Here is a 25,985-nt window from a genome sequence, read left to right on the forward strand (position 1 = left end):
GGTGGATCCGGGGCGGGCGTGCCGCCCGGCGCGGTAGTGTAGGGAAGAATGCCGCAATGGGCCAAGTGCCTGCCGGCATGCGTCCGGGCGAGAGTTCAACCCTCCGGGGACTTGCTGCTATGATGACCCGCGACTGCTTCTGGCGCAGGAGCGGTCACCCGTTGTTGTTGTGAAATCCCCTGTGAGCAAAGCAGCCCGTCTCGACGGCGACAGCATTCCGGCAGGTCCCGCGGGCAATGCCCTGAGGGAGTCCGCCCTGTGGGTGCTGGGTGCGCTCGCGCTGATCATGCTGGTGGCGCTGTTCAGCTACGACCCCCGTGATCCCGGTTTCAGCAACACCGGCAGCGGCTCGTCCGTCCACAACCAGATCGGCTCCGGCGGCGCGTGGTTTGCCGATCTCGCCTTCAGTTTCTTCGGTGGCCCGGCCTATCTGCTGCCCACCATGACGGCCCTGGCCGGCTGGCTGGTGTTCACCATGCGCAAGCTCCCCGGGCCGCTGGATCGCGTCGTCCTCGGCACGCGCCTCGCCGGTTTCCTGCTGACGCTGCTCACCAGCTGCGGGCTCGGCACCCTGCACTTCGCCGCGGGTTCGCTGCCGCAGTCGGCCGGCGGCGCACTCGGTGAACTGGTCGGCACCGGCCTGGCAGGGAGCCTCGGCAGTACCGGCGCCACGCTGCTGCTGCTGTCGCTGTGGCTGGCCGGGGTCTCGATCTTCAGCGGCCTGTCCTGGCTGGCGCTGATGGATGCCACCGGCCGCCTGGTCCTCGACGGCTTCGACCGCCTGCGCAGCCTCGTGCGGCAGCTCCGCGAGCGGGCCGACATGAAGCAGGCCCAGGAGCAGCGCCAGGAAGTGGTGCGCGCCGAGCGCAAGAAGGTGGCGAAGAAGCCGCCCCCGCGCATCGAGCCGGTGGTCAAGCCGCCCGAGCCCAGCGCCCGCGTGCAGCAGGAACGCCAGGTACGGATGTTCGAGCAGACCATGCCGGGCGAGCTGCCGCCGCTGTCGCTGCTCGATGATCCGCCGCAACAGGCGCCGGGCTACTCCACGGAGGGCCTGCAGGCCATGTCGCGGCTGGTGGAGATGAAGCTGCGCGACTTCGGCGTCGAGGTCGAGGTGGTCTCGGTGCATCCCGGCCCGGTGGTGACGCGCTTCGAGCTCAATCCCGCACCGGGCGTCAAGGTCAGCCAGATCAGCGGCCTCGCCAAGGACCTCGCCCGTTCGCTGTCGGCGGTCAGCGTGCGGGTGGTCGAGGTGATCCCCGGCAAGTCGACCGTGGGACTGGAGATCCCCAACGAGACCCGCGAGCTGGTGACGCTGGGCGAGATCCTGCGCTCCAAGGCGTATGAGGAGATGAACTCGCCGCTGACGCTGGCGTTGGGCAAGGACATCAGCGGCAAGTCGGTGGTGGCCGACCTGCAGCGCATGCCACACCTGCTGATCGCCGGTACCACCGGCTCGGGCAAGTCGGTGGGCATCAACGCCATGGTGCTGAGCCTCGTGTACAAGGCAAAGCCCGAGGAAGTGCGCCTCATCATGGTGGATCCGAAGATGCTCGAGCTCTCGGTCTACCAGGGCATCCCGCACCTGCTCTGCCCGGTGGTGACGGACATGAAGGACGCCGCCAACGCGCTGCGCTGGTGCGTCGTGGAGATGGACCGGCGCTACCGGCTGATGGCGGCACTCGGCGTGCGCAACATCGCCGGCTACAACCGTCGCATCCGCACCGCGCAGGAGAAGGGCGAGACCATCCCCGATCCGTTCCCGCCCAACACCGCCGAAGGCGTGCCGGCGAAGGCCGAGCCGCTGCAGCCCATGCCGTTCATCGTCATCATCATCGACGAGCTCGCCGACATGATGATGATCGTCGGCAAGAAGGTCGAGGAACTGATCGCCCGGCTGGCGCAGAAGGCGCGCGCCGCCGGCATCCACATGATCGTCGCCACGCAACGCCCGTCGGTGGACGTCATCACCGGCCTCATCAAGGCCAACATTCCCTGCCGCATCGCCTTCCAGGTCTCGGCCAAGGTGGATTCGCGCACCATCCTCGACCAGGGCGGTGCCGAAAGCCTGCTCGGCCACGGCGACATGCTGTTCATGGCGCCGGGGACGGCCGCACCGCTGCGGGTGCACGGCGCCTTCGTCTCCGACCAGGAAGTCCACCGCGTCGCAGGCCAGCTCAAGGGCTCCGGGACCCCGCAGTACCTCGACGAGGTCCTCGAAGGGCCGTCGACGCCGATCCCCGGGCTGCCGGGCGAGCCGGCGACCGGTGGCGATGACGGCAATGGCGAGGCGGATCCGCTCTACGACCAGGCCGTGCAGATCGTCGCCGAGACGCGCCGCGCCTCGGTATCCGGCATCCAGCGCCGCCTGAAGATCGGCTACAACCGCGCCGCGCGCCTCGTCGAAACCATGGAGCAGGCGGGGCTGGTCGGGCCGCTGCAATCCAATGGCTTCCGCGAAGTCCTGGCGCCGCCGCCGCCCGAAGCCTGAGGTCGTGGCTCGTCCGCAGCTGCTGGCGGCTGTCCTGCTGCTCCTCGGTGGCCTTGCCAGCGCCGGAGCCGTAGCCGCGCCGGATGGCATGGCCCGCCTCGAGGCCTTCCTCGAAGGCACGCGGTCGATGCGCGCCGGCTTCCGCCAGGAAGTCGTCGACGGCGAACAGCAGGTGGTGGAGCGTGCCGCGGGTACCCTGCTGCTCAAGCGGCCGGGGCGCTTTCGCTGGGATTACCGCACTCCCTACGAACGCGTGCTGGTCGCCGACGGCCAGCGCCTCTGGCTCTACGAGGCCGACCTGCAGCAGGTCACCGTGCGTCCGCTCACCGATACGCTGGGCGAGACGCCGGCGGCGCTGCTGACCGGGGACCGCAAGGTCCTCGACCGCTTCGAGCGGGTCAGCACCTGGAGCGGCGAGAAGCTGGCCTGGGTCAAGCTCAGGCCGCGGGCGCAGGATGCGGATTTCAGCAGCGTGGCGGTGGCGTTCGCCGGCGAGCGCCCGGCGGAACTGGTGCTGGAGGACCGGCTGGGCCAGCAGACCCATGTGTACTTCACCGACGTGCGGCTCAACGCACCGGTCGAAGACGAGGCCTTCGTCTTCAAGGTGCCGCCCGGGGCCGACGTGATCCGCGAGGGCGGCCTCTAGTCGCGCCATGCAGCCGCTGCGCTACAAGTGGTTCTGGCTGGGTGCGGGACTGGGCGGCCTGGCGCTGACCCTCGGGCTCGCCCTGCTGCCGATGGCGACGCCGATCGCCATGGCCAATGGCGACAAGCTCATGCATGTGCTGGCGTTCGCCGTCCTCGTCACCTGGTTCCTTGGCGTGGTCGACGAGGGCATGACCCTCAGGGTGATCGCGCTGCTTGCGGCCTATGGCTTGCTGATCGAGTTCCTGCAGAGCTTCCTCGCGTATCGTGCCGCCGATCCCTGGGACGTGCTCGCCGACTTCACCGGCATCGGCATCGGCTGGCTCCTGGCCGGCGCCGGCCTGCGCCGCTGGTGCGGCTGGGTGGAGGGCTGGCTGGGCGCCAGCCCGGAGTAGGCGGCCGCCGTGGCCGGCAGCGGCATCACGGGGGAAGACACGGCGCCGGGCTGGCAACCGCTCGCCGATCGCATGCGGCCGCGCAGCCTCGACGAGGTGGTCGGCCAGACGCAGCTGCTTGGCCCGGGCAGGCCGCTCACCAGCCTGCTCCAGGCGCGGCCGCTGCACTCGGCCATCCTCTGGGGGCCGCCGGGCACCGGCAAGACCACGCTGGCGCGGCTGGTCGCGCAGGCCGCGGGTGCACGCTTCATCGGCCTGTCGGCGGTGCTCGCGGGCGTCAAGGACGTGCGCGAGGCGATCGCGGCGGCGCAGGGCGACCGCAGCCAGCCAACCGTGCTGTTTCTCGACGAGGTGCACCGCTTCAACAAGGCGCAGCAGGATGCCTTCCTGCCCTTCGTGGAGGATGGCACGGTGATCTTCATCGGCGCCACCACCGAGAACCCGTCCTTCGAACTGAACAACGCGCTGCTTTCCCGTGCGCGGGTGTATGTGCTGCGGCCGCTGGAGCCCGCCGACATCGTCACGCTGCTGCGCCGTGCACTGACCGATCGCGAGCGCGGGCTGGGTGCCCTGGAGCTGACCTTCGGCGATGCCGCGCTGGAGGCGATCGCCCAGGCCGCGGATGACGATGCGCGCCGCGCCCTCAACCTGCTGGACCTTGCCGCGGCGGTCGAGCGCGCAGCCGATGCCGGCGCGCGGGAAGTCAGTGACGACACCGTGGCCCAGGTGGTGGCCGGCAGCTGGCGCCGCTTCGACCGGGGCGGGGATGCCTTCCACGACCAGATCTCCGCGCTGCACAAGTCGGTGCGCGGCTCGGACCCCGATGCGGCGCTCTACTGGCTGGCCCGCATGCTCGATGGCGGCTGCGACCCGCGCTACCTCGCGCGGCGGGTGGTGCGCATGGCGGTGGAGGACATCGGGCTGGCGGATCCCCGGGCCCTGACCATGACGCTGGAAGCATGGAACGCCTACGAACGGCTCGGCAGCCCGGAAGGCGAGCTGGCCATCGCCCAGGCCGTGGTGTTCCTCGCCTGCGCGGCGAAGAGCAACGCGGTGTACCGCGCCTTCGCGGCGGCCCGCGAGGACGTGGTGAAGCACGGCTCGCTCGAGGTGCCGCTGCACATCAGGAATGCGCCGACGCGGCTGATGAAGGATCTCGGCCACGGGCAGGGCTACCGCTATGCCCATGACGAGCCCGATGCCTTTGCCGCCGGCGAACGCTACCTGCCGGATGGGCTGCCACCGCGGACCTACTACGAGCCCTCCGGCCGCGGCATGGAGCTGAAGATCGCCGCCAGGCTGGAGGAGCTGCGCGAGCGCAACCGCGCTGCGGGCCACAGCAGGAAGCCGGGGTAGCGCGCCCGCAAGCGGGTAGAATTCGCCGCGGACGGCAAGCCCCGCCCGCCGGAGAACCAGGATCATGCTCGACCCCCGACTGCTGCGCACCGACCTCGACCGCGTTGCCGCCAACCTCGCACGACGTGGCTTCCGGCTGGACACCGCGGAGTTCCTCGCCCTCGAGGAGGGCCGGCGCAGCGTGCAGCTGCGGGTCGAGCAGTTGCGCAACGAACGCAACGTCCGCTCCAAAGGCATCGGCAAGGCCAAGGCGCAGGGGACGGATATCGCCCCGTTGCTGGCCGAGGTCGAGCACCTCGGTGCCGCGCTCGCCACGGCCGAGGCGGAACTGCAGGCGGTGCAGGGCCAGCTCGACGAACTGCAGCTCGGCCTGCCCAACCTGCTGGATGATTCGGTGCCGGATGGGCGTGACGAATCCTCCAACCAGGAACTGCGTCGCTGGGGCACGCCACGCGAGTTCGGCTTCCAGCCGCTGGATCACGTGGACCTCGGTGCGCGTCTCGGGCTGGATTTCGAGGCGGCCGGGCGTATCGCCGGGGCGCGCTTCGCCGTCATGCGCGGGCCGCTGGCGCGGCTGCAGCGGGCGCTGATCCAGTTCATGCTCGATACCCACACGGGCGAGCATGGCTATACCGAGGCGTATGTGCCGTACCTCGCCAACGCGGCGAGCCTGCAGGGCACCGGGCAGCTGCCGAAGTTCGCCGCCGATCTGTTTGCGGTCGACGGCGCACAGGGTCTCTATCTCATCCCGACCGCCGAAGTGCCGCTGACCAACCTCGCCCGCGAGCGCATCCTCGAGGCGCGCGAGCTGCCGCTGAAGCTGACGGCGCACACGCCCTGCTTCCGCTCCGAGGCGGGCTCCTATGGCAAGGACACGCGCGGCATGATCCGCCAGCACCAGTTCGAGAAGGTGGAGATCGTGCAGATCGTGCCGCCGGCCGATTCCGGTGCCGCACTGGAGGTGCTCACGGGTCATGCCGAGACCATCCTCCAGCGCCTGGAGCTGCCTTACCGCGTGATGGCGCTCTGCGCCGGCGATATCGGTTTCGGCTCGGCGAAGACCTACGATCTCGAGGTCTGGTTGCCGGGGCAGGGCAGGTATCGCGAGATCTCTTCCTGCAGCAACTTCCGGGATTTCCAGGCGCGGCGCATGGGCGCGCGCTGGCGCAACCCGGAGACGGGCAAGCCCGAGCTGGTGCACACCCTCAACGGCTCGGGTGTCGCCGCCGGCCGTGCGCTGGTGGCGGTGATGGAAAACGGCCAGCAGGCCGATGGCAGCATCCGCATCCCGGACGTGCTGCGGCGCTACATGGGCGGCATGGAGAGCATTTCCCCCTGACGATGCCGCCGCTTTTCACATAACGAAGCGTGGAGCGTGCCGAAATTCACTCATCCGGGGGATGTACAGGCGGTACGGCGAGGCGGTACGGTCCATGGTGAAGACCCGGGAGCCGCAGGGACTGCCGGGAAGAACAGCAAACAGGCGTAGCGGGGGGAACATGAACAAGCAGACTGGAATCCGGGTCGGCGCGGCGCTGTCGCTGCTGCTGGCGGGTATTGCGCAGGCGGCGTCGGTCACCGGCGATCCCGGAGCGGACGGCTGGGTCTACGGTGGCAATTCGCTGGCGTCCGGCGTCTACGTGACAGGCTCGGCGAACTACGCTTTCGACACCTACAGCCTCGGGTTCTCGATCGCGTCCGGATCGAACCTTGAAATCAGCGATGGCATGTACTCCTGGCTGGCCGGGGACAACGTCGTGGCCGTCGGTGGCAAGTTCCAGGACATCACGGCAGCAGCCGCAGGCTGGGGCGCCTTCTCGGGTGGCGCCGTCAACGCCCTGCTGCCGGCGGGGCAGAATCCCAGCAACCTCAAGCTGCAGGCGAAGTTCGGCACCAGTGCCGCCACCTGGACCACCAGCACCATCGCGCCAGGCAGCGGCGATGGCAACAGCAGCGGCGGCAGCGGCGGCGGCCGGGTCCAGGTGAAGACCTCGGCCTACTTCGGCGCCACCGTGGTCACCGGAGGGCAGACGGAACCCTGGACCTGGGCCGGCAACTCCGGCCAGCTGCTGGTGCTGGACAAGGACAGCCACATCGACTGGGCTGGCATCGGGCCGGATCCGCAGCCGAGCAAGTATGCCGCGCGCATGATCTGGATCTATGACGGATCGGTGGGGCATGTCAGCTCATGGGAGTTGCTGCTCAACACCTCGCTCCTCGATCGCCTGGTTCCCGGCCACGTGCTGCCCGCGATCGGCGACCAGGCCATCCTCACGGTGCAGCATGCCGACGCGGCATTCACCGACGCCCTGGTTCAGGTTTCACCGGTTCCGGTGCCGGCGGCGGCGTGGCTGCTCGGCTCGGCACTGGGCGTGCTGGGGCTGGCGCGGCGCAAGCTCCCGCACTGACGGGCGTGCTGGTTTTTCCCGGCTGACGCACTGCGCAGCCGGCTGATCACGGCAGACAGGGGGCAGGCGCAGGCCTGCCCCCTGTTGCATTGCGCACTCCGCTTCGACACAGGTCGGGCACGCCTTTACGGTGTACCCCGGAACTTGCGCCCCCGGGGCATGGCAGCGGACAATCCGCCCCGGTTTCCGGGGCCGGCCGGGTGCGCGGCCTGCCCGATGTCGCAGCGCGGAGAGGTGGCAGAGCGGTCGAATGCGGCGGTCTTGAAAACCGTTAGGGACTCACGTCCCTCGGGGGTTCGAATCCCTCCCTCTCCGCCAATTATTGATCCCACGCTGTCTCAAGTCGTCTAAGAAACGCCCAAAAATGCCATGAATCCAACGATTTAGGGGATTCAAGGTGTTTCATAGACTCTCGGTATGTCTCAACCCGGCGCCGGTATCAATCATGGTATCGGCACCGCAACTTCGGGAGATACCATGAAATTGACTGACAGCCAGGTTCGCAGCGCGAAGCCCTTGGATCGCCCTTGGAAGCTCGCGGATTCAAGGGGCCTGTACCTGCAGGTCATGCCGAATGGCGGGCGCTACTGGCGCTTCAACTACCAGTTTGGCGGCAAGCAGAAGACGCTTGCTCTGGGCATCTATCCTGATGTGTCGCTTGCCAAGGCCAGAGACCGCCTGCAGGCGGCAAGGGAGCAGCTGGCGGACGGGATAGATCCAGCTGCCGAGAAGCGGGCCACGAACAAGGCGTTCGAGACCGTGGCCCGGGAATGGTACGGCCGCTGGAAGGCGGGTCGGAATGAGCGACATACCGTCTATGTGCTGCGGCGACTGGAAGCGGATGTTTTCCCATGGATCGGAACACGTCCGGTTTCAGGGCTCTCGGCGTCGGATTTCCGGGATCTGGCTCAGAGAATCGAGAAGAGGGGTGCGTTGGACATCGCCCGCCGGGTTCTGCAGACCTGTGGTCAGATCATGCGCCATGCCGTGGTCAACGATCTGGTAGCGCACAGCCCCGTGGCGGACGTGAAACCCGCCGACATCCTGAAACCGCACAAGCGGCGCAATTACCCCCGCGTGACCGCCAAGGAGCTCCCTGACCTGCTCCGGGCGATCGACGGATACATTGGCAGTGAGCATACCCGGCTGGCCCTGCAATTGATGGCGTTGACCTTCGTGCGGACCTCCGAGCTGATCGGCGCCCGCTGGTCGGAGTTTGATATGAAGGAGCTTCGCTGGGACATTCCGGCCGAACGGATGAAGATGAGGACGCCCCACATCGTGGCGCTCAGCACTCAGGCCACGGCCATTCTTAAGCGATTGAAGGAAATCTCCTTCGATCACGAACTGGTTTTTCCCGGAGATGTGAACCCGCAGAAGCCGATGAGCAACAACACGCTGCTGTTCGCGCTTTACCGTATGGGGTACCGCAGCCGGATGACGGGGCACGGGTTCCGGGGTGTTGCTTCGACGATTCTGCACGAGCAAGGCTGGCCGCATGATCACATCGAACTGCAACTCGCGCATCAGGAGCGTAACGCCGTGAGTGCCGCCTACAATCATGCGCTGTACCTGGAGCCGCGAGCGAAGATGATGCAGGCGTGGGCTGACTATCTGGACAAGTTGCGGCAGCAGAAGACCGGGCAGGAGCAGAAGCTGGCTGCCTGATCGCTCGCAAGGTTCGCTATGTCGCGTACTTGCGGGGCCGACCCCTCCCACGGGGCAGCTGATCGTGGTCGGCCTCGGGAGCACGGTAGCCTTCGGGATCGGCCACCCAGGATCGCAGGGCAGCGCAAGGCCACCCGCAAGCCCGTCCACCCAAGTGGACTGGTGGCGGGAACTTGCGAGCGGCGATGCGCCGATACAAGGTGGGTCGGCTGAGTCCGGTTATCCGCAGTACATCGCGCATCCGGAAGAAAGCAGGGGCGAGCTGCTCTTGATGGGCCGTGGCCTGCCCCACGCATGAAGGCAACAAGGGTTGATCCATGGCACAGCCCTCAAGGTGCGCTACGCCGCGGCGGCAAGCTAAGTGGTAGGCGTCGTTGATGCGGACGGCCGCGCCTGCAACGGCGGGGGATTCTCTGTTCGGGGTCTAGCTCCAATTCCCGCGTCATCCATGCTAGTACCTCCGAGCGACTCCAGCCGACCGAGCGCCCTCTGTATGTAGTCCTCTTCGGAAAACGGCCGACTAGGCTCAAGCCCAGCAGTACCCAGCATGGCCTGCGGGTCAGTCGCGCCACGTCGTGGGCGCTGAGGATTTCCGCCAGTGCCGGGCACCGCTCGTTGACCCAGCGTGACAGGACGACAGGCGGGGGCGAGACCTTGGAAGTCGCCCGGCTCGACAAAACAGCATCGGCACTCATTGAAGTTCACTCCCGAGCATTAATTGATGCGTCGGGATCTAGGCTCGTTCAGATCGTCGTGGAAGACAGCTGTGGGTAGTCGGGAAGAATCCGGGTAAAACGCAGCGCCCCAGCCTCTCGCATAGGGGTTATTGCTCGAATCGGAGTGGAAACTCGCGCCCATTACGGAATGACGCCCCGGCAATATGGACAGGCATTCCTGCGATGAGGCGGTCGTGAAGATTCATCAAGTCTTGCGCACCTCCGTACGCATAGTGGCGAAAATGCTGCTGGTCCCGATTCTGACCACGCTGGTCTTACTGGAGCCGGTTGTCAGCTTCGTTTGCTGCTTCATGATGTTTGGCGGTGTCTTCGCGGGCATCCTGTTCGAAGTATCCGCCGTCGGTCCGCGGTTCCCCTTCTTGGTCATCCTTTGGATTTCTTTGGCGTTCGGTGCTCTTCTGATTCTCTACCATGCTTTGATCGCGCTGCTTCTGAAGGGATAGAAGCGATTCCGTAGGCGCTAGCATGCCAACTTGAGTTGATTGCTTGCTGATGGTGGGGTTTGGTGGGCGCGACAAACCTGATACACTCGCGTTACTTCGTTGGGGAGTAGCCGCCGCCGTAAAAGGCGGGGACGCGTCAACAGACTTGGAGTTCGCTCCATGGCGCGGCCGGCACAGGGCTTGGCGAGACCGATGATGTACTCCTTATCCATGGGTTGGGCGAGGAGTGCGTCATTGCGTCGCGGGCCTGACCCTGGAGTTCCATCTTGATCGAAGCTTTCCTCGTGTCTACCGGCGTGGTCGCGCTCGCCGAGATTGGCGACAAAACCCAGCTACTGGCTCTGGTGCTTGCCGCCCGCTTCCGCAAACCCGTTCCCATCATCCTCGGCATATTGGTCGCCACACTGGTGAACCACGCTCTGGCTGGCGTGGTGGGTGCATGGGTGTCCGCACTGATCGGTCCAGTGGGTATGCGCTGGATACTGGGCGCATCGTTCATTGCGATGGGCATCTGGATGCTGGTGCCCGACCGGATCGACGACGGCAAGGATTCCACCGCACGTTTCGGTGTGTTCGGCACCACATTGGTCGCCTTCTTCCTGCTCGAAATGGGGGACAAGACGCAGATAGCAACGGTTGCGCTCGCCGCAAAGTACAGCGCGCTGGCTGCAGTGGTTGGTGGCACTACACTGGGTATGATGCTGGCCAATGTGCCGGCAGTGCTCTTGGGCGAGGTGGCTGCGAAGAAGCTACCTGTGCGGGCTGTGCATGGGATCGCTGCCGCAATCTTCCTGTTGCTGGGGGTCTCTTTGCTATTCGGATTCGGGTCTATGCTCTAGGTTCATGAGCTTGCCAGCTTTGTCGCGTCAGAATTCCAGCCGTGGCGCCCCAGGCATGCCGATATGCGGGAGTCGGTTGGGGCGAGTTGAAACCTCCTGGTGACGCGAACGGGCTGCAAGGATCGGCATGTATGCAGTGCCTCGTCGAACGTAGAAATGGGATGCGGATGCGGTTCGGGAAGATTCACGCAGCCCGTAGCGGTGACCGTGAGCATTGCAACAAGCATTCTTGCGTAAGCATCTGAGTACTTCATTCGCGAACTCCTGGGTTTTCACGGCCATCGTCCGCAGTCGGCGGCTGAGACGTACGTGCGAGTGAATTCATGTTGCTGGCCTGAAGCAGGCGAAGCCCGTTTGCAACGACGATCAAGCTTGCGCCCATGTCCGCAAACACAGCCATCCACATGGAAGTGTTGCCAAGAATCGCTAGCACCAGAAACACAGCCTTGATGCCGATCGCGAGCGTGATGTTCTGTGCTAGAACAGCGTGTGTTTTTCGCGAGAGACTGACGGTTTCTGGCAGGCGTCGCAGATCGTCGTTCATCACGACCAGGTCGGCTGCCTCTATGGCTGTGTCGGTACCCGCGGCGCCCATTGCGATGCCGATGTCTGCAGCCGCCAGTGCGGGAGCGTCGTTGATGCCGTCACCCACCATGCCGGTAGGCCCCTTGGACTTCTGGAGTTCCTTGATCGCTTCAAGTTTGTCCTGGGGCAGCAGATTCCCTCTGGCCGCAAAGATGCCAGCCTCCTGGGCGATGGTGTTGGCTGTCGCCTGATTATCGCCAGTGAGCATCACGGTGGCGACGCCCAGTGCATGCAGGTTTGCAATGGCGTCCTTGGAACTCTCTTTGATCGTGTCTGCTACCGCGAAGATGCCCAATACGCGATCAGCCGTTGCAAGCAAGGTTACGGTACGTCCCTGTTCCTCCTGTGCTTCCAGTTCAGCTTCGAGCTTCGGGCCGCATAACCCCTTCTCCTCAATGAGTCGATGGTTACCGAGGAAGTAGGTCTGGCCATCGATGCTGCCCTGAACACCACGGCCCGCAAGAGCGGTAAATTCGTTCACCTCTTTGTGCGGTATCCCAGTGAGTCCCGCCGCGATGGCGCGGGAGACGGGGTGATCCGAACGAGACGCGAGACTGGCGGCCAGCGTCTGCACCTCTTGGTCGGGCGGACGGGATCGGCCTGGCGTTGCGGAATGGACCAGCCTCGGCTTCCCTTCCGTTACAGTGCCCGTCTTGTCGAGCGCAATCACCGAAAGCTTTCGGGCGCCTTCCATGTGAACGCCGCCTTTGACCAGCACGCCGCGACGAGCTGCGCTTGCCAATGCGCTGACGATCGTGACGGGCGTGCTGATGACCAGTGCGCAGGGGCAGGCAACCACAAGTAATACCAGTGCCTTGTAGATTGCGGCCATCCACTCCCAGTCGAACAGCAACGGGGCGCCGATGGCCACCCCCAGGGCCAGGAAGAACACGCCGGGCGTGTAGACCGCCGCAAACCGGTCCACGAAGCGCTGCGTCGGTGCGCGACTGCCTTGAGCCTCTTCGACCGCATGGATGATACGCGCGATCGTGGAATCGCTCGCCACCGCCGAGACCTCGACCTCCAGCTCGGCGGCTTCGTTGATCGTTCCCGCGAATACAGGGTCGCCAACCCGCTTGTCCACTGGTAGGGATTCACCCGTCACCGGTGCCTGGTTGATGGCGCTCGCGCCCTTGACGATCTTGCCATCCAGCGGCAATCGTTCACCGGGTCTGACCCGGATGACCTGGCCTATCGCCACGGAGCTTGAGGGGACGGTTTCCCAGTTGCCGCTGCCTTGGCGCACTTGGGCTTCTTCGGGCGCGAGGGCCAGCAGGGACTTGATGGCATTGCGCGCCCGATCTACTGCACGGGCCTCGATCAGCTCTGCGATCGAATAGAGCGCCATGACCGTTGCGGCTTCGGGCCATTCCCCGATCAGAAACGCGCCCGTGACAGCTACGCTCATCAGGGCGTTGATGTTGAGCCGACCCTTGCGAAGTGCCTGCAAGCCTTTCTTGTAGGTCTCCAGACCCGACAATGCGATCGCCGCGAGCGACAGGACGAGCTGCAGCACCGTACTGAGCGAGCTTTCGGGAAGTGCGAACGAGATGGCCTCCGCGCCCAGTGCGAGTAGTAGGGCAGCACATAGCTGCATCATCTCTCGCGTCAGTCCGGCGAAACGGGAAGAGGCAGCCGTTGTGGCGCCGCTCTGACGTACTGTTGCGCGCAGGCCGGCGTCTTCAATAGCTTGCAGCACGGATGGGATGGCCTCGGGGGCAGAGCGTACGCTCAGTACCCGATCTCCCAGACGGAAGTTCAGGCCATCAATGCCGGCCACCTTCTCAAGGGTGCGCCGGATCTCCGCCTCCTCGGAGGCACAGTCCATCGCTGGAATGTGCAGCTCCGTGGTTGTAACGCCTGGCTTGACCATCTCACGTCTCCACTGCGGGTATGGGCGTTGGACCAAGTTTCGGATTTCGGCGGTTATGGACGAGGTAGTACAACCCCGGCAACACAAGCAGGGTCAGAATCGTCGAGGAGACAATCCCGCCAATGACGACTGTTGCCAGTGGGCGCTGCACCTCTGCGCCCGTCCCGACGTTAAGCGCCATTGGCACGAAACCCAGGCTTGCGACTAGCGCCGTCATCAGCACTGGCCGCAAGCGCGTCAACGCCCCCTCGATAATGGCGTCCGAGAGCTCCTTCCCATCAGCGAGCAGGCTCCTGATGAAACTCACCATCACCAGCCCGTTCAGTACAGCGACACCGGACAGTGCGATGAAACCCACCCCGGCGCTGATGGACAGCGGGATGTCCCTGAGCCACAGCGCCAGCACGCCACCGGTAAGTGCAAGAGGCACTCCGGAAAAGATGATCAGAGCATCCTTGACGCTGCCGAAGGCAAGGATCAGCAGCGCGAGGATCAGTAGCAGCGTCACAGGTACGACGATGGAAAGGCGGCTCGCGGCCGACTGCAGCTGCTCAAACGTTCCGCCGTAGTCGATCCAGTAGCCAGCTGGCAACCTGATTGCTTCGATGCTCTCCTGCGCATCCTGCACGAAATTGCCCAGATCCCGGCCCCGGACGTTGGCGGTCACAACCAGGCGCCGCTTACCGTCTTCGCGGCTTACTTGGTTCGGTCCGGGGCTGATGTTCAGTTCCGCAAGCTCTGCCAGTGGGACCTGTCCACCGGAGGGAAGCGGAATGGGCAGGCGCTCGATCTCGTGCAGATCATCACGGACACGTTCTGGAAGCCGGATAACGATGTCGTAACGGGCGTCGCCTTCGAAGATCTGTCCGACCTGCAAGCCGCCGATGGCGGTTGCCACGACTGACTGGACGATCGCCGGCTCTATGCCGTAGCGAGCAAGAGCTGACAGACGGGGCTTCACTGACAGGACCGGCAGGCCCGTTACCTGTTCGACCTTCACGTCGGCCGCACCATCCACATCTCTCAGAGCACCGGCGAGACGATTACCCGTTGCCAGCAGCGTGTCCATGTCGTCACCGTAGATCTTCACGGCAAAGTCAGAACGGACGCCGGAGATCAGCTCGTTGAATCGCAGCTGGATCGGCTGACTCATTTCGTAGGCGTTGCCTGGCAGGTCTGCCAGCGCCTCCTCCATTTCCGCCGAGAGAGTGGATTTGAGCTTCTTCGGATCGGGCCACTCCTTCTGAGGCTTGAGCATTACGTATCCATCAGAGATGTTCTGCGGCATCGGGTCTGTCGCGACCTCTGCTGTTCCGGTCCTCGCAAACACCGTCTGCACTTCCGGGAACTGCATGAGGCGAGTTTCGATCTGCTTCTGGAACTCTACCGATTGCGTGAGACCCGTCGCCGGTATGCGCAAAGCCTGTACGGAAAGATCGCCCTCGTTCAGACTGGGAATGAACTCGCTGCCCATGCGCGACGCGAGCAGGCCGCAGAGCACTACCAGCACGACGGCGCCTGCTACGAATGCCAGGCGCGCGCGCAGCGCGAAGCGCAGCAGTGGTTCGTATCCACGCCGCGCGCCGCTCAGGATGATGTTGTGCTTCTCCTTGACAGGACCCCGGAATAGGAAGGCCACGGCCGCCGGTACGAAGGTCACCGACAGGATCAACGCCGACACAAGAGCGATCACCACCGTCTGGGCCATCGGATGGAACATTTTTCCTTCCACGCCCTCCAGCGCAAAGATCGGGATGTAGACAACCGTGATGATGAATACGCCGAACAGACTTGGACGTATTACTTCGGCAGTGGAAGTGTAGACCGTGTCCAAGCGCTCCCGTAGCGTTAGCGTGCCCCGAGCAGAACTCTCTTCAGACAGGCGTCGCAGGCAGTTCTCGACAATGATGACGGCGCCGTCAACGATCAACCCGAAGTCCAAGGCGCCCAGACTCATCAGATTTGCCGACACCTTGGTTTGCACCATGCCGGTGATCGTCATCAGCATGGCGATGGGAATGACTGCGGCAGTCAGCAGGGCCGCGCGCAGGTTCCCCAATAGTAGGAAAAGAACAACGATGACGAGGACGGCCCCTTCGATCAGGTTCTTTTGAACAGTGGCAATGGCCTTGTCCACCAGAATGGTACGGTCATAGGCCGGCACGGCCCTGACTCCGTCAGGCAGGGAGTTGTTGACCACTTCCAGCCGTTCGGCCACAGACCTGGCTACCGTACGGCTGTTCTGCCCGATCAGCATGACCGCCGTGCCGAGCACGGTTTCATGCCCATCGCGAGTCGCGGCGCCGGAGCGCAGTTCTTTGCCCAAGCTGATATCCGCAACGTCTCGCACCCTGATGGGTAGCCCGTCGCGCGTGGCGATGACAAGTTCACCGATATCCTGAAGGCCGGAGAGCTGGCCTGGGATGCGAACCAGCAACTGTTCCTTGTTGCGTTCCAGGTAACCTGCGCCTTGGTTGGCATTGTTGCGCTCCAGTGCCTCAGCCAAATCCTTGAAGGTCAGGCCGAATGCCAGTAGGCGCGCAGGGTCAGGTTGCACGTGGAACTGCTTGGCGAAGCCGCCAATGGAGTTGACCTCCGTGACACCTTCGACCTGCAAGAGCTGCGGTCGGATAACCCAGTCCTGCAGAGAACGCAATGCCATGGGATCGTAGGCTGTTCCGTCGGGCTGACGCGCCTCGGGATCGGCTTCAACGGTGTAGACGTAGATCTCGCCAAGGCCTGTCGCGATCGGTCCCATCGCAGGCGCAACGTCTGCGGGCAATCGGTCACGTACCGATTGCAGGCGTTCATTTACCAGCGTGCGGGCGAAGTAGATGTCCGTGCCGTCCTTGAACACCACGGTGATCTGCGAAAGTCCGTAACGAGAGAGTGACCGCCGGTAATCGAGTCCAGGCAGTCCGGTGATGGCGGTCTCAATGGGCACCGTGATGCGTTGTTCGACTTCCAGCGGCGTAGAGCCGGGAGCTTGGGTGTTGATCTGGACTTGAACGTTGGTAATGTCGGGAACGGCGTCGATGGGAAGCTTCTGATAGCTCCAAACTCCAAGGGCAGCGATGGCCAGCATGGCGATCATCACTACGCCCCGGCGGGCGATGGACGCCCTCAGCAGGGATTCAAGCATGGACATGTACTCCGAAGAAGGGGATGCAGAGGAATGCGGCCTCAATGTTCATGTTCGGCCTCGCCCTTACCGAGCTCTGCCTTGAGCACGAAGCTACCTTCTACGACCACCTGTTCTCCGGCTTTGAGTCCCTCCAGAAGTTCTACGGCTGTGCCGTCCGTACGTCCCGTCTTGACTACCCGGGGCTCCATTCCATCCTCGTCTTCCACGAACACCGAGGTGCCGCCTTCGAGTTCTTGCAGTGCGCTGGCAGGTACCACTAACGGAACTTGTGTCTGGCTCACAGCAACGTCTCCACGGACGTAGAGTCCTGGCGTCAATGCGCCGTCGCGGTTGTCGACGACCACGCGCGCTGTGAGACTCTGCGAGGCGCTCGTGCCCAGCGGGGAGATGAACACGACCTTTCCGGTGATCGTGTCGTCGCTATCCGTTACGCGGATCTTGACCGTCTGACCAACACGAATGCGGGTGCGGTCGCGAGGAAACAGCGACAGCTCAGCCCAGAGCGTGGACAAATTGGCGACCGTGAACAGGGGAGTGCTGCCGGCCTGCTCGCCAACGTTAGTGAAGCGTTCGGTGACCACGCCGTCCAGTGGGCTTGTGACGGTATAGACCTGCAGGCTTTCATTGCTCTCCACCGTTGCCATAGGACTGCCGGATTTCACGGTTTGCCCGATGACCGCCGAGACCGACCGAACGACACCTGGAAATCGTGCGGCGACGCTGCGAACGGCCTCGGCATTCGGCTTCAGTACCCCGTAGAGCGGGATTACCTCTGAGATGCTTCCGGCTCCGACTGCTGCGACCACGATGCCGGCATTCTTACGAGCTTCTGCGGTCAGCTGGAGTGCTTCCGAGTGGCCACCTTCCTCGTGCTCGCCGTGCTCTCCCGCTGCTTCGTCGCCATGCTCTTCATGATCGCCATGCGTTTCGCCTTCCTCATGGGCATGCTCGGAAGACGCTGCAGTCTCGGAAGCAGATCTGTCGCCACAACCACCGATGAGCAGGGTGGCAAGTAGAACTGCGACAGCGCGTGTCATGGGCTTGTTCACTTCTGCGCTCCTTTTGCCGTGGAAGCCTCAGTGGCGCCATGGCTTGCCTCATCCTTGTGGTCGCCATGATCCTCGTGCTTGTCACCCTCGCGGTGATCGTCATGTTTGTCGTGCTCGGCGTGCTCCTGAGATTCGGAGTGCGAGTCGTGATCGTGATTGTCTTCGGCAGGCTTGTCCGAGCAGCCGGTTGCGAGTGCTGCGGAGAAGAGAATGGAGAGAACGATGGTGATGGGCTTATTCATGGCTGGATTCCTTCTTCGATGGCCGCCGTCCCGGTCAGCCGTTCGATTTCAATGAGTGTCTGGTGGTATTCGGTCGCGGCATCGATCAAATCTGCCTGCAGGTCGAGCAGTTCACGTTGCGCATCGATCAGCTCCAAGTAGCTGTAGCGTCCCCGCTCGAAGGCGTAGGTGGTGTTGCGCAACGCTTCCTCCATTTGCGGGAGGGCGCGATCCCTCAGGGCGGGTACTTCCCGGGCCCGGTCCTGCATCTCGCGGTACAGCTGACCAAGACGAGTTCGCGCCTTCAAGAGAGCCACGGAGCGGTTGGCTTCGGCGCCGTCGCGGCGTGCTCGTGCCTCGGCGATGAGACCTTCGTTGCGATTGTTGATACCGAGGGGCATGCTGAACGAGAAGACCAGCGCTGTATCCTTTGTCGCCTCCATTCGCCGCAGACCTGCCCCAAGTTCTATTCCGGGGCGACGTGTGGCCGTGTGGAGGCGGATTTCAGATTCGCGCAGGCGTGATTCCGAGATGTACCGCGAAATGTCTGGTGCCTTCTCCAGGGAGCGGAGTAGTTCCTCGTAGTTGATTGGAGGGGGCAGGGCGTAGAGGTCAGCCGATACAGCTTCGAAGTCAGGCTGTTCTTCGCCCCACGCTTCGGCAAGCGCATACCGGGCCGAGATCAGCTCGTGTTCAGCATGGGCGTCCGCAATGCGTGCTCGCTCCAGCGCCACCCCAGCGCGATCCTGCTCAGCCTGAGGTGACCGAGCGGCTTCGACCCGCGCCTGCGCTGCCGCCAAAGTCTCCTCTGCCAGCGTAACGCTGCGATGGGTCAGCGCATGCTGCTCCTGCATGCTTACAAGGGTGATAAAGCGCCGTGCGGTTTCGGCAACCAGATCGAGGCGACGGATTGCCTTCTCAGACTGGAGGCCGTCCCGCTCGGCCTGGGCTACCTCAATACGGCGATCTCGCAGGCCGCCGATCTCAATGAGCTGGCTTAGGCCCAAGGTCAGTTCGGCGCCCTTCAACCCACTGACATCGCCGGTGCCCAACACGTTCTCTAGATTGGCGTTGAGCGTCGGATTCGGCCTTACACCGGCTTGAGCAATGCGACCATCTTGTGCGATGAGCAGATATTCATAGGCACTAAGCTCCGGGTTGGAGCGTACGGCTCGGGAGAGGGCATCCCTTAGCGTAAGTGGGCTTTGGGCAGCCACTGCGTGGCCGGCCCACCCCATGGACAGCAGCACCATGAGCGTTGTACGCCCAAGTGAAGAAACACGAAGCATGAAAAACTCCTAATGGACGCAGTCAAAGGCGGCCAATAGCCACCTCGGCGAGCGATACCTTAGGAGTAGGAGGGTGGACCCCTCGCAGGCGGAAGATCAGGCGGTTGAGACGGGAGCGGAACCTGCGGCTGAGTGCGGATCGCTACTCTTGCAAGTCGTGCATACGGGGATTCCACGGCGGGGATTTCGTACAATACCCATGTGAAATCGAAGCTGAAATCAGGCTCGTGCTGTGCGCTTGAAGAAGACGAGAATGTTGCGCCCGGGAATGACGCTTCAGTGTCGTCGGAATCATCTTCCTGATGATGCTCTCCGAATAGGAGACCGCCGTCTGCATAGTGAGCGCTCGCATGGTCCGTGCCGCTTTCTTCACCGGTGCACAAATGCAGATGAAGCCCGCTGATTTGCACCAGCAGGACCGAAAAAATCAGAAATATGTAGGTGGCACGTTTACCCACGCTGTGAATATAGCATCAAGAGCCGGAAAATCCTGAGATGGCCACCGCGTTTTCAAAAAACAGCGTGAATTCAATCACTAGCAGTGGTGAGCAGCGGCGCCTCGCTCTAACAAGGGGAACTCCTCTCGGGGTGGGAGGGGCTAAATATCTATCGAAGCCACCTTCAGCGAGGGGAGTGCTTTCATGCCGTTCGGAGCTACTACCCAGGAATATGGAGCGTAATCCTTCTCGCGCTAGTTGCGTCGTCGGGGGTATGGCGGGTGTGGCCGCGTAGCTACTCCATGTGGCGGCTTCAAAGGCGCGATCTACCTGGCACTGCAAAGAGTTCGTGGTGTCCGTTAGTCCAGAAGCCCCAGATCAGCTGCCGTGACTCCGTGGGTGAAGCTAGATCGTCCGAAGACGCGTTCGAATCAGGTGCGGCGATTCCATAAAATCCGGGCTTTTCACGAAGCATTTGAGAGATCGTTTCGGCGGGTACATAGCCAGACAGGACATAGCGTGTAGGGTTCTTCGTGATTGCACAGACCTTGGAAGAAAGTTGCTTGGGAATGTGTAGGTCGAGACAGGGTATCGGACTGCTCGTTTCAACGAGATGGACGTGAAATCCGCTGCTTCGCAGATTCTCCACCCACTGGTTCGCGTGGGTGATCGTCCTGCTGGACGAGAACACCACAAGATCCAGTGCTAGGTTGTCCACGATACGCCATAGAATCAATCCAAAGCCCAGCGTGCTGAATGCTGCGAACGCGACAAGCAGGCGGTTGGCACCACGGCGAGACCGCCGAGAGAACTCGGATTGCCTTGCAGGCTGCGCATGCTTGCCCCTGCGTCGTGACGTTCGCTTTCTAGGCACGAATGTAGACTGGACCAGAGCGTGGTCTGCCTGATGGCTGTCCCATCGATGCTTTGGGGGGACCATGCCGCATACGGTATGCGTGCGATGTCGGGGAGAATCTGCAGAATGATCCAAGGTGTAATCGAAGTATCTTCATAGCGGCATGATGCTTATGAGCTGGATGGCGGTCCTTTGTGCTGGCCATTGCACGTCGCAGGAGTGAACTAATCAAAATCTCCATGGCGACAGTCGCTGCAGAGTTCCTTTCTCTTGGCCAACCTGTCGACTAGTAATACGCCCTCGCAGTGTTTGCACTGTGCCAATTCGATGGTGTCGGACTTTGAGACGCCTTTTGCCAGCAAGACCGCTTGATCAAATTCTAGATCGGACTCTTCGGCCCACATGCGAAACACTTCATAGGCTTCGCACAGTAACTCTCCGTTCTCCAGGCTTGGTTGCAGTTCGCGTACGGAGCTGTGGCGCCGATCGTGCCGGTACAGAGTTTGGTAGATGCCAGTGAAGAGAGTTGCGTGAACAGCCCGGGTAGTGGAGCGGAAATGAGGCTGGAATGATGTCGGCGCTGGACCCCTAAATCCATCTCCGGCTTCCGGCAACCAACGACGTTTCAGGGTGGTCAATCGATCCGGGGTCAGTCCGCTCCACTCGCTGGCGGTCTGTGCGCGAGCGCCATGTGTCAGAAGGCGTAATCCCAGATGTAGCCGCCGATAGTGGCGGTCGAACCTATCATCACCAACCTTGGTATCCATGAGGCCGTCCTTGTTTAAGTTTCTACCATCTGAACCTAGGAAACCCTCAAGCGTTTTTTGCTTCGATCCTGCCGACAATTCCGCTTTGCCTATGAGGTATGGCGACGGCGTCAATGAATCAATCAGAGATCGGGACAGAAGCAGAGAAGGATTGCTCATCGTCTCTCACGCAGTGGAAGGGGTCTGCAGCCATTCATCTTGCCCATCAGATGAATGAGCAGTGCATTGACCTTCTCTGTGAATTGGCCAATGACAATATGGTCTCCGTTCAATGGCCGTTCTACTTGTCCAACCGAGATTTGTGGAGTCGTTTGGATCCAGAGGCGCGGCGTCGCCTGACCACGTTTCCATTTGTCATCATTGACATCCGCTTTGGAGACGAGGCGTGGTGGGGGAAAGTGAGAAGTAAAGGTCCAGCACGACTTGAGGGTAGTCCTGTCCCTCCTGGCATAACGGGTTCGCGATGGGAGTGCCTTGCACTTGAAGCTCTGATGTTTGCGTGGCAAGTTGCGCGTGAAGATCGGAGAGTCGCGCATATGGTCTTCGGAATGGCGCCAGAAGTGGCACGAAACATAGCGTCGTTGTCGATGCAGGGTGTCCGGATCATCTCTGTCCAATGCGCGCAAGTGATGCGCATTCGATGGGACGACAAGCCGAAGTTCTGGCGTGAGATTCTTAACGCGTCTAGGGCGGCCGCCGAAGATCGGTTTCTTTCCTTGAGGCACCACGCGGAGAGGCGTCTGCTCAGCATCATGCTCATGGGCCCAGGTCAGCCCTAAGCGGGCAACTCCTGTCGCGCGTTTGGCCTCTAATGGTGCAACACCGCTCCCGGCATGTGGTGAATCTGCACGATAAGCATCTTTCGGCCCTTCGACAGCTAGCCTGACAATGGGCGTCTGACGCCCAGCAAAAGCAAGAGGAAGCATGAAGAACTCCTAGGGGACGCTGAAAGAACCAGTCGATGCGGCTGGTCCGGGCGGCGAAACTCAGGAGTTGGAGGGTGGACCCCTCGCGGGAGGCGTATCAAAAGCCTGTGAGGATAGTGATGCTGCAAAAAACGCGCGCTTGGAAAAAGGTTCTACTGCTGCCGATACAAGGTCAGCGGCTGGAGCAAGGAACAATACCCACGCAGAATCGAAATCAAAACTAAACAGATACTCGGCATGGTTTGACGAAGTGAATGTCGACGCAGGGAGCGACACCTCGCGGTCGTTAGAGTCATCCTCGGCGTGGTCCTCACCAAAGAAAAGACCATCATCGGCATAGTGAGCGACCGGGTGGCTGTTGCCTGTCTCGTGCCCAGCGCAAAGATGCAGATGTAACCCGCTTACCTGCACCAGCAGGAGCGCAAATATCACATGGAAGAAGATGGCGCGTCTCAGCACGCTTTGAAATATATCACCGACTTCCCGGAATTCGCATTGAAAGATCCGCAACGCCGTGATTTCACTGGAAAAGTGAATGCTGCTATGCGTGAAACTCCAGTTGGAGAGGGCGTCGTTGGAGCAGGGGGCTGCAAGATGAGTCCGGGGAAGTGTTTGGCAGCCTGATGAGGTGTGATGTGTGGGTTTGGGGGTGAATGTCCCGGAAACTCCCCCTCCAGCTGGTGACTTCGGTCGTGATCCGATGGCACTCCTCAAAAAAAAGGGAGGTGCCCGGTGGATCAGCCTCAAGCCTGCTACGGCAGCCGTATTGTTGCCCGGGTCTCACTCCTATTCATGCTTTTGCCGGGCATGGCATGGGCGCAGGCCTCGCCCTTTGATACCGGCGCCAACTCGATGGTGAGCTTTGCGCTGACCATCGCGACACCCATTGCCGTGCTGGTCGTGATCGGCCTTGCTCTGGCCGCGGCAGTCGGCCGCATCTCCTGGGGCTGGGTGATCGGTGCGCTGGTGGGCATTGCGGCGATCTTCGGTGCACCGCAGATCGTGGCGTGGATTCGCTCGATGTTCGGCGTGTAGACATGGAGGCGCGCAACGCCGGAGTCACCGCCGATCCGCTGTTCGTGGGCGTGACGCGGCCGCCGATGCGCTTCGGGGTGACCTATGCGGCGCTGCTCCTGAATGCGGCGTTCACGATGGAGCTGTTCCTCGTGACGAAGAACCTGCTTGTGCTGTTGATGCTGTTTCCGATCCACGGCGTGTGCATGCTGCTGTGTGCGCGGGATGCGCGCTACTTCGATTTGCTCATGATGTGGATGAAGACGCGGCTGTTGGGCTATGTGTGCAGTATCCGGTTCTGGAAGGGTGTGAGCTACAGTCCGCTGGTACTGGATCTGCCGGATCGGCATGGACGGCGCAGGGCGGCTGCCGTGGTGCGTGTGGCATGAAGAGGGCCACCGCCTTGCGGCGAGAGTTGCCGGCGGCGTTCCGGAGTCCCTATCGCGTGCATCTGTCGCCGCATGTGGTGCGCACGGAAGCCGGCGACTACGTGCAGGTGTTCCGGCTCGATGGCGCGAGCTTCGAGACCGCCGATGATGAGGTGCTCAACAACTGGCATGAGCGCCTGAATGTCCTGTGGCGCAACATCGCAGGGCCCAATGTCGCGCTGTGGGTGCATGTGATCCGCCGGCGAGAGCAGGTGCAGGCCTCGGATGTGCGGTCACAGGAGGGGTTCGCGGAGCGCCTGGCCCTGCGCTATCAGGCGCGCTTGTCCACCGAGACCTTGATGGTCAACGAGCTGTGCCTGTCGGTGGTCTACCGGCCGATTGCCGGCGCGGCGCCCAATCTGCTCGTGCGGCTGATGCGCTCGCCGGCTGCAGGTTCTGGGGCGATGGAGCGGGCGGATGCGCTGGATGCCTGCGAGAAGCTGGCGCAGACGGTCAGCTCGTCTCTGGCCCGCTATGACCCGGAGCGATTAGGTGTGTACTTGTTGGGAGGGCGGCACTGTTCGCGGGTGCTGGAGTTCTTTGGCCTGTTGCTCAATGCCGAGCGCGTGCCGGTGCCGCTGCCCACGGCGCCCATCAATGAGGTGCTGGCGACCACGCGGGTGATCTTCGGCAGCGAGACCGTGGAGTACCGCCTGCCGACGCAGACACGCTTCGGGGCGGTGCTGGGCATCAAGGAGTATGCGACGCCGACGACGGTAGGCATGTATGACGCGCTGCTGTCGGCGCCGTTCGAGTTCGTGCTGACGCAGTCGTTCTCGTTCCTGACCAAGGCGGCCGGGCAGGGACTGCTGCAGCGCCAGTACAACCAGATGGCCAATGCCGGCGACTTCGCAGTGAGTCAGGCCGAGCAGCTGAAGGATGCGCTGGATGAGCTGACCTCCAATGAGTTCGTGATGGGAGATCATCATTTCACGCTGCAGGTGCTGAGCAGTATCGCGGGCAAGCAGGCCGGTATATCGGCCGAGCAGCGGTTGCGGGCGTTGAATGACGACGTGGCACTCGCCCGGGCGATCCTGGCGGATACGGGGCTGACGACAGCCCGCGAGGATCTGGCACTGGAGGCGGCGTTCTGGGCGCAGCTGCCGGGCTGCTTCGCGATGCGCCCGCGCAAGGCGCCGATCACCTCGCGGAACCTGTGCGCGATGGCGCCGTTCCACAACTTCCCGGCCGGGCGGCCCACAGGCAATCACTGGGGCGACGCGCTGGCGCTGTTCGTGACCAGTGCCCGCTCGCCGTACTACTTCTCGCTGCATGCCAGTGATCCGCGCGATCCGGATGGCGGCAGCCGCAAGGACACGGGGCATACGTTCATCTGTGGTCCGACCGGATCGGGCAAGTCGGTGCTGATCGGGTTTCTGGTGACGATGCTGGCCCGGCAGGGCGCAACCCAGGTGCTGTTCGACAAAGATCGGGGGCTTGAGATCCTGACGCGGGCGCTGGGCGGCACGTACCTGTCGCTGAAAAACGGGGTGCCCACTGGGTTCAATCCGCTGCAGCTCGCGCCCACGCCGGAGAACATCGAGTTCCTGAAGATCTGGCTGCGGGCGCTGGTGCGCGGCACCGTGACGCTGACCATCCGGGAGGAGGCGGACCTAGATGCGGCGCTGGTGGGCACGCTGGCGCTGGATGCGCCGTCCCGCCGGCTCTCGCGCCTGATCGAGTTCACCGATGCGACGCGGGCCGAGGGCATCCACATGCGGCTGTCGCGCTGGTGCGAGAGCAGCCGCGGTGACTATGCCTGGGTGTTCGACAACGCGGCGGACTCGCTCGCCGGGCAGTTGTCGCAGGCCAATCTGTTCGGCGTGGATGTCACGGACTTCCTCGACAACGCACTGACGCGCTCGCCGGTGACGCTGTACCTGTTCCATGTGATCCGGCAGCTGCTGGATGGGCGGCGCTTCGTGTGCTGGATGGATGAGTTCTGGAAGCTGCTCGCCGATCCGGCGTTCGAGGGGTTCGCGAAGGACGGTCCCAAGACCTGGCGGAAGCTCAACGGCGTGATGTGCCTGGCGACGCAGAGCGCGAGCGACGTGCTCGACAGTCCGATCAGCCGCACGATCATCGAGCAGACGCCGACCAAGATCCTGTTTCCCAACCCGGATGCCAATGCCGCCGAGTACATCGAGGGGTTCGGGCTCTCCGAGCGCGAGTTCAAGTTGCTTAAAGAACAACTGGAGCCGGGCTCGCGGCAGTTCCTCATCAAGCAGGGCCACTACTCGGTGGTGTGCCAGCTGGATCTGAAGGGGTTCGATGCAGAACTGAAGGTGATCTCCGGCCGTGCCAGCACGGTGGAGCAGTTGCACCGTGTGATGGCGCGGACTGGGTCCGATCCGAAAGTGTGGTTGCCGGTCTTTCTCGAACAGGAGGTTGTGTCATGAAGCGATACGGCGTGTTC

General features: G+C 63.0%; 22 protein-coding genes and 1 tRNA gene. 14 read left to right on the forward strand and 9 right to left on the reverse strand.

Going from position 1 to position 25,985, the window contains the following annotated elements; translation table 11 throughout:
* The first annotated feature begins 133 nt into the window (after positions 1–133).
* The 8 genes from HRU81_04340 to HRU81_04375 all read left to right on the forward strand — a co-directional run bounded on the left by HRU81_04340 (position 134) and on the right by HRU81_04375 (position 8,960).
* Complete coding sequence (locus HRU81_04340) at positions 134–2,488, forward strand: DNA translocase FtsK 4TM domain-containing protein (GenBank protein QOJ33278.1); 2,355 nt, start codon at positions 134–136, stop codon at positions 2,486–2,488.
* 4 nt (positions 2,489–2,492) lie between these two features.
* Positions 2,493–3,134 (forward strand): outer membrane lipoprotein chaperone LolA, encoded by a 642-nt coding sequence (gene lolA, locus HRU81_04345; GenBank protein QOJ31392.1) that lies wholly within the window; start codon positions 2,493–2,495, stop codon positions 3,132–3,134.
* Between the two features lie 7 nt (positions 3,135–3,141).
* A complete protein-coding gene (locus HRU81_04350) occupies positions 3,142–3,528 on the forward strand; it encodes a VanZ family protein (protein ID QOJ31393.1) in 387 nt (128 codons plus the stop codon).
* A gap of 72 nt (positions 3,529–3,600) precedes the next feature.
* Positions 3,601–4,884, forward strand: a complete 1,284-nt coding sequence (locus HRU81_04355; GenBank protein QOJ33279.1) for a replication-associated recombination protein A — start codon at positions 3,601–3,603, stop codon at positions 4,882–4,884.
* Between the two features lie 64 nt (positions 4,885–4,948).
* Entirely contained in the window at positions 4,949–6,223 is a 1,275-nt protein-coding gene (gene serS, locus HRU81_04360; GenBank protein QOJ31394.1) for a serine--tRNA ligase, read from the forward strand.
* A gap of 160 nt (positions 6,224–6,383) precedes the next feature.
* Positions 6,384–7,292 carry a VPLPA-CTERM sorting domain-containing protein gene (locus HRU81_04365; GenBank protein QOJ31395.1) on the forward strand — a complete coding sequence of 303 codons (909 nt, stop codon included), beginning with the start codon at positions 6,384–6,386 and terminating at the stop codon, positions 7,290–7,292.
* Positions 7,293–7,520: 228 nt separating this feature from the next.
* Positions 7,521–7,610: transfer RNA gene (locus HRU81_04370), tRNA-Ser, on the forward strand.
* 159 nt (positions 7,611–7,769) lie between these two features.
* On the forward strand, positions 7,770–8,960 hold the full coding sequence (locus tag HRU81_04375; protein QOJ31396.1) for a tyrosine-type recombinase/integrase: 1,191 nt from the start codon (positions 7,770–7,772) through the stop codon (positions 8,958–8,960).
* 16 nt (positions 8,961–8,976) lie between these two features.
* On the opposite strand, the gene HRU81_04380 is transcribed toward HRU81_04375, so the two are convergent.
* Positions 8,977–9,279 carry an AlpA family phage regulatory protein gene (locus HRU81_04380; protein ID QOJ31397.1) on the reverse strand — a complete coding sequence of 101 codons (303 nt, stop codon included), beginning with the start codon at positions 9,277–9,279 and terminating at the stop codon, positions 8,977–8,979.
* Between the two features lie 10 nt (positions 9,280–9,289).
* Positions 9,290–9,655: an AlpA family phage regulatory protein gene (locus HRU81_04385; GenBank protein QOJ31398.1), complete on the reverse strand. Its 366-nt coding sequence runs from the start codon at positions 9,653–9,655 to the stop codon at positions 9,290–9,292.
* A gap of 215 nt (positions 9,656–9,870) precedes the next feature.
* On the opposite strand from HRU81_04385, the gene HRU81_04390 reads away from it, so the two are divergent.
* Positions 9,871–10,140 (forward strand): hypothetical protein, encoded by a 270-nt coding sequence (locus tag HRU81_04390; GenBank protein ID QOJ31399.1) that lies wholly within the window; start codon positions 9,871–9,873, stop codon positions 10,138–10,140.
* 269 nt (positions 10,141–10,409) lie between these two features.
* Positions 10,410–10,979, forward strand: coding sequence for a TMEM165/GDT1 family protein (locus HRU81_04395; GenBank protein QOJ33280.1), 570 nt, complete (start codon positions 10,410–10,412; stop codon positions 10,977–10,979).
* A 250-nt stretch (positions 10,980–11,229) separates the two neighbouring features.
* On the opposite strand, the gene HRU81_04400 is transcribed toward HRU81_04395, so the two are convergent.
* The 7 genes from HRU81_04400 to HRU81_04430 form a co-directional block, all read right to left on the reverse strand.
* On the reverse strand, positions 11,230–13,392 hold the full coding sequence (locus HRU81_04400; GenBank protein QOJ33281.1) for a heavy metal translocating P-type ATPase: 2,163 nt from the start codon (positions 13,390–13,392) through the stop codon (positions 11,230–11,232).
* Between the two features lie 46 nt (positions 13,393–13,438).
* Positions 13,439–16,579: a CusA/CzcA family heavy metal efflux RND transporter gene (locus tag HRU81_04405; GenBank protein ID QOJ31400.1), complete on the reverse strand. Its 3,141-nt coding sequence runs from the start codon at positions 16,577–16,579 to the stop codon at positions 13,439–13,441.
* 41 nt (positions 16,580–16,620) lie between these two features.
* Positions 16,621–17,619: an efflux RND transporter periplasmic adaptor subunit gene (locus tag HRU81_04410; GenBank protein ID QOJ33282.1), complete on the reverse strand. Its 999-nt coding sequence runs from the start codon at positions 17,617–17,619 to the stop codon at positions 16,621–16,623.
* Positions 17,620–17,627: 8 nt separating this feature from the next.
* Positions 17,628–17,873 (reverse strand): hypothetical protein, encoded by a 246-nt coding sequence (locus tag HRU81_04415; GenBank protein QOJ31401.1) that lies wholly within the window; start codon positions 17,871–17,873, stop codon positions 17,628–17,630.
* Positions 17,870–19,090 (reverse strand): TolC family protein, encoded by a 1,221-nt coding sequence (locus tag HRU81_04420; GenBank protein QOJ33283.1) that lies wholly within the window; start codon positions 19,088–19,090, stop codon positions 17,870–17,872. The genes HRU81_04415 and HRU81_04420 overlap by 4 nt, the downstream gene beginning before the upstream one ends.
* A gap of 801 nt (positions 19,091–19,891) precedes the next feature.
* Entirely contained in the window at positions 19,892–20,296 is a 405-nt protein-coding gene (locus HRU81_04425) for a hypothetical protein (GenBank protein ID QOJ31402.1), read from the reverse strand.
* A gap of 362 nt (positions 20,297–20,658) precedes the next feature.
* Positions 20,659–21,360 carry a hypothetical protein gene (locus tag HRU81_04430; protein QOJ31403.1) on the reverse strand — a complete coding sequence of 234 codons (702 nt, stop codon included), beginning with the start codon at positions 21,358–21,360 and terminating at the stop codon, positions 20,659–20,661.
* A gap of 1,199 nt (positions 21,361–22,559) precedes the next feature.
* Here HRU81_04430 and HRU81_04435 point away from each other — a divergent pair.
* The 4 genes from HRU81_04435 (at position 22,560) to HRU81_04450 (ending at position 25,968) form a co-directional block, all read left to right on the forward strand.
* Positions 22,560–22,751 (forward strand): hypothetical protein, encoded by a 192-nt coding sequence (locus HRU81_04435; protein ID QOJ31404.1) that lies wholly within the window; start codon positions 22,560–22,562, stop codon positions 22,749–22,751.
* A 108-nt stretch (positions 22,752–22,859) separates the two neighbouring features.
* On the forward strand, positions 22,860–23,162 hold the full coding sequence (locus HRU81_04440) for a TrbC/VirB2 family protein (protein ID QOJ31405.1): 303 nt from the start codon (positions 22,860–22,862) through the stop codon (positions 23,160–23,162).
* Between the two features lie 2 nt (positions 23,163–23,164).
* Positions 23,165–23,530, forward strand: coding sequence for a VirB3 family type IV secretion system protein (locus HRU81_04445; protein QOJ31406.1), 366 nt, complete (start codon positions 23,165–23,167; stop codon positions 23,528–23,530).
* On the forward strand, positions 23,527–25,968 hold the full coding sequence (locus HRU81_04450; GenBank protein QOJ31407.1) for a VirB4 family type IV secretion/conjugal transfer ATPase: 2,442 nt from the start codon (positions 23,527–23,529) through the stop codon (positions 25,966–25,968). Before HRU81_04445 ends, HRU81_04450 begins: the two co-directional genes overlap by 4 nt.
* Positions 25,969–25,985: the final 17 nt, after the last annotated feature.

The organism is Gammaproteobacteria bacterium (genome assembly GCA_015709695.1).
In the GTDB taxonomy this organism is placed as follows: Bacteria; Pseudomonadota; Gammaproteobacteria; order Steroidobacterales.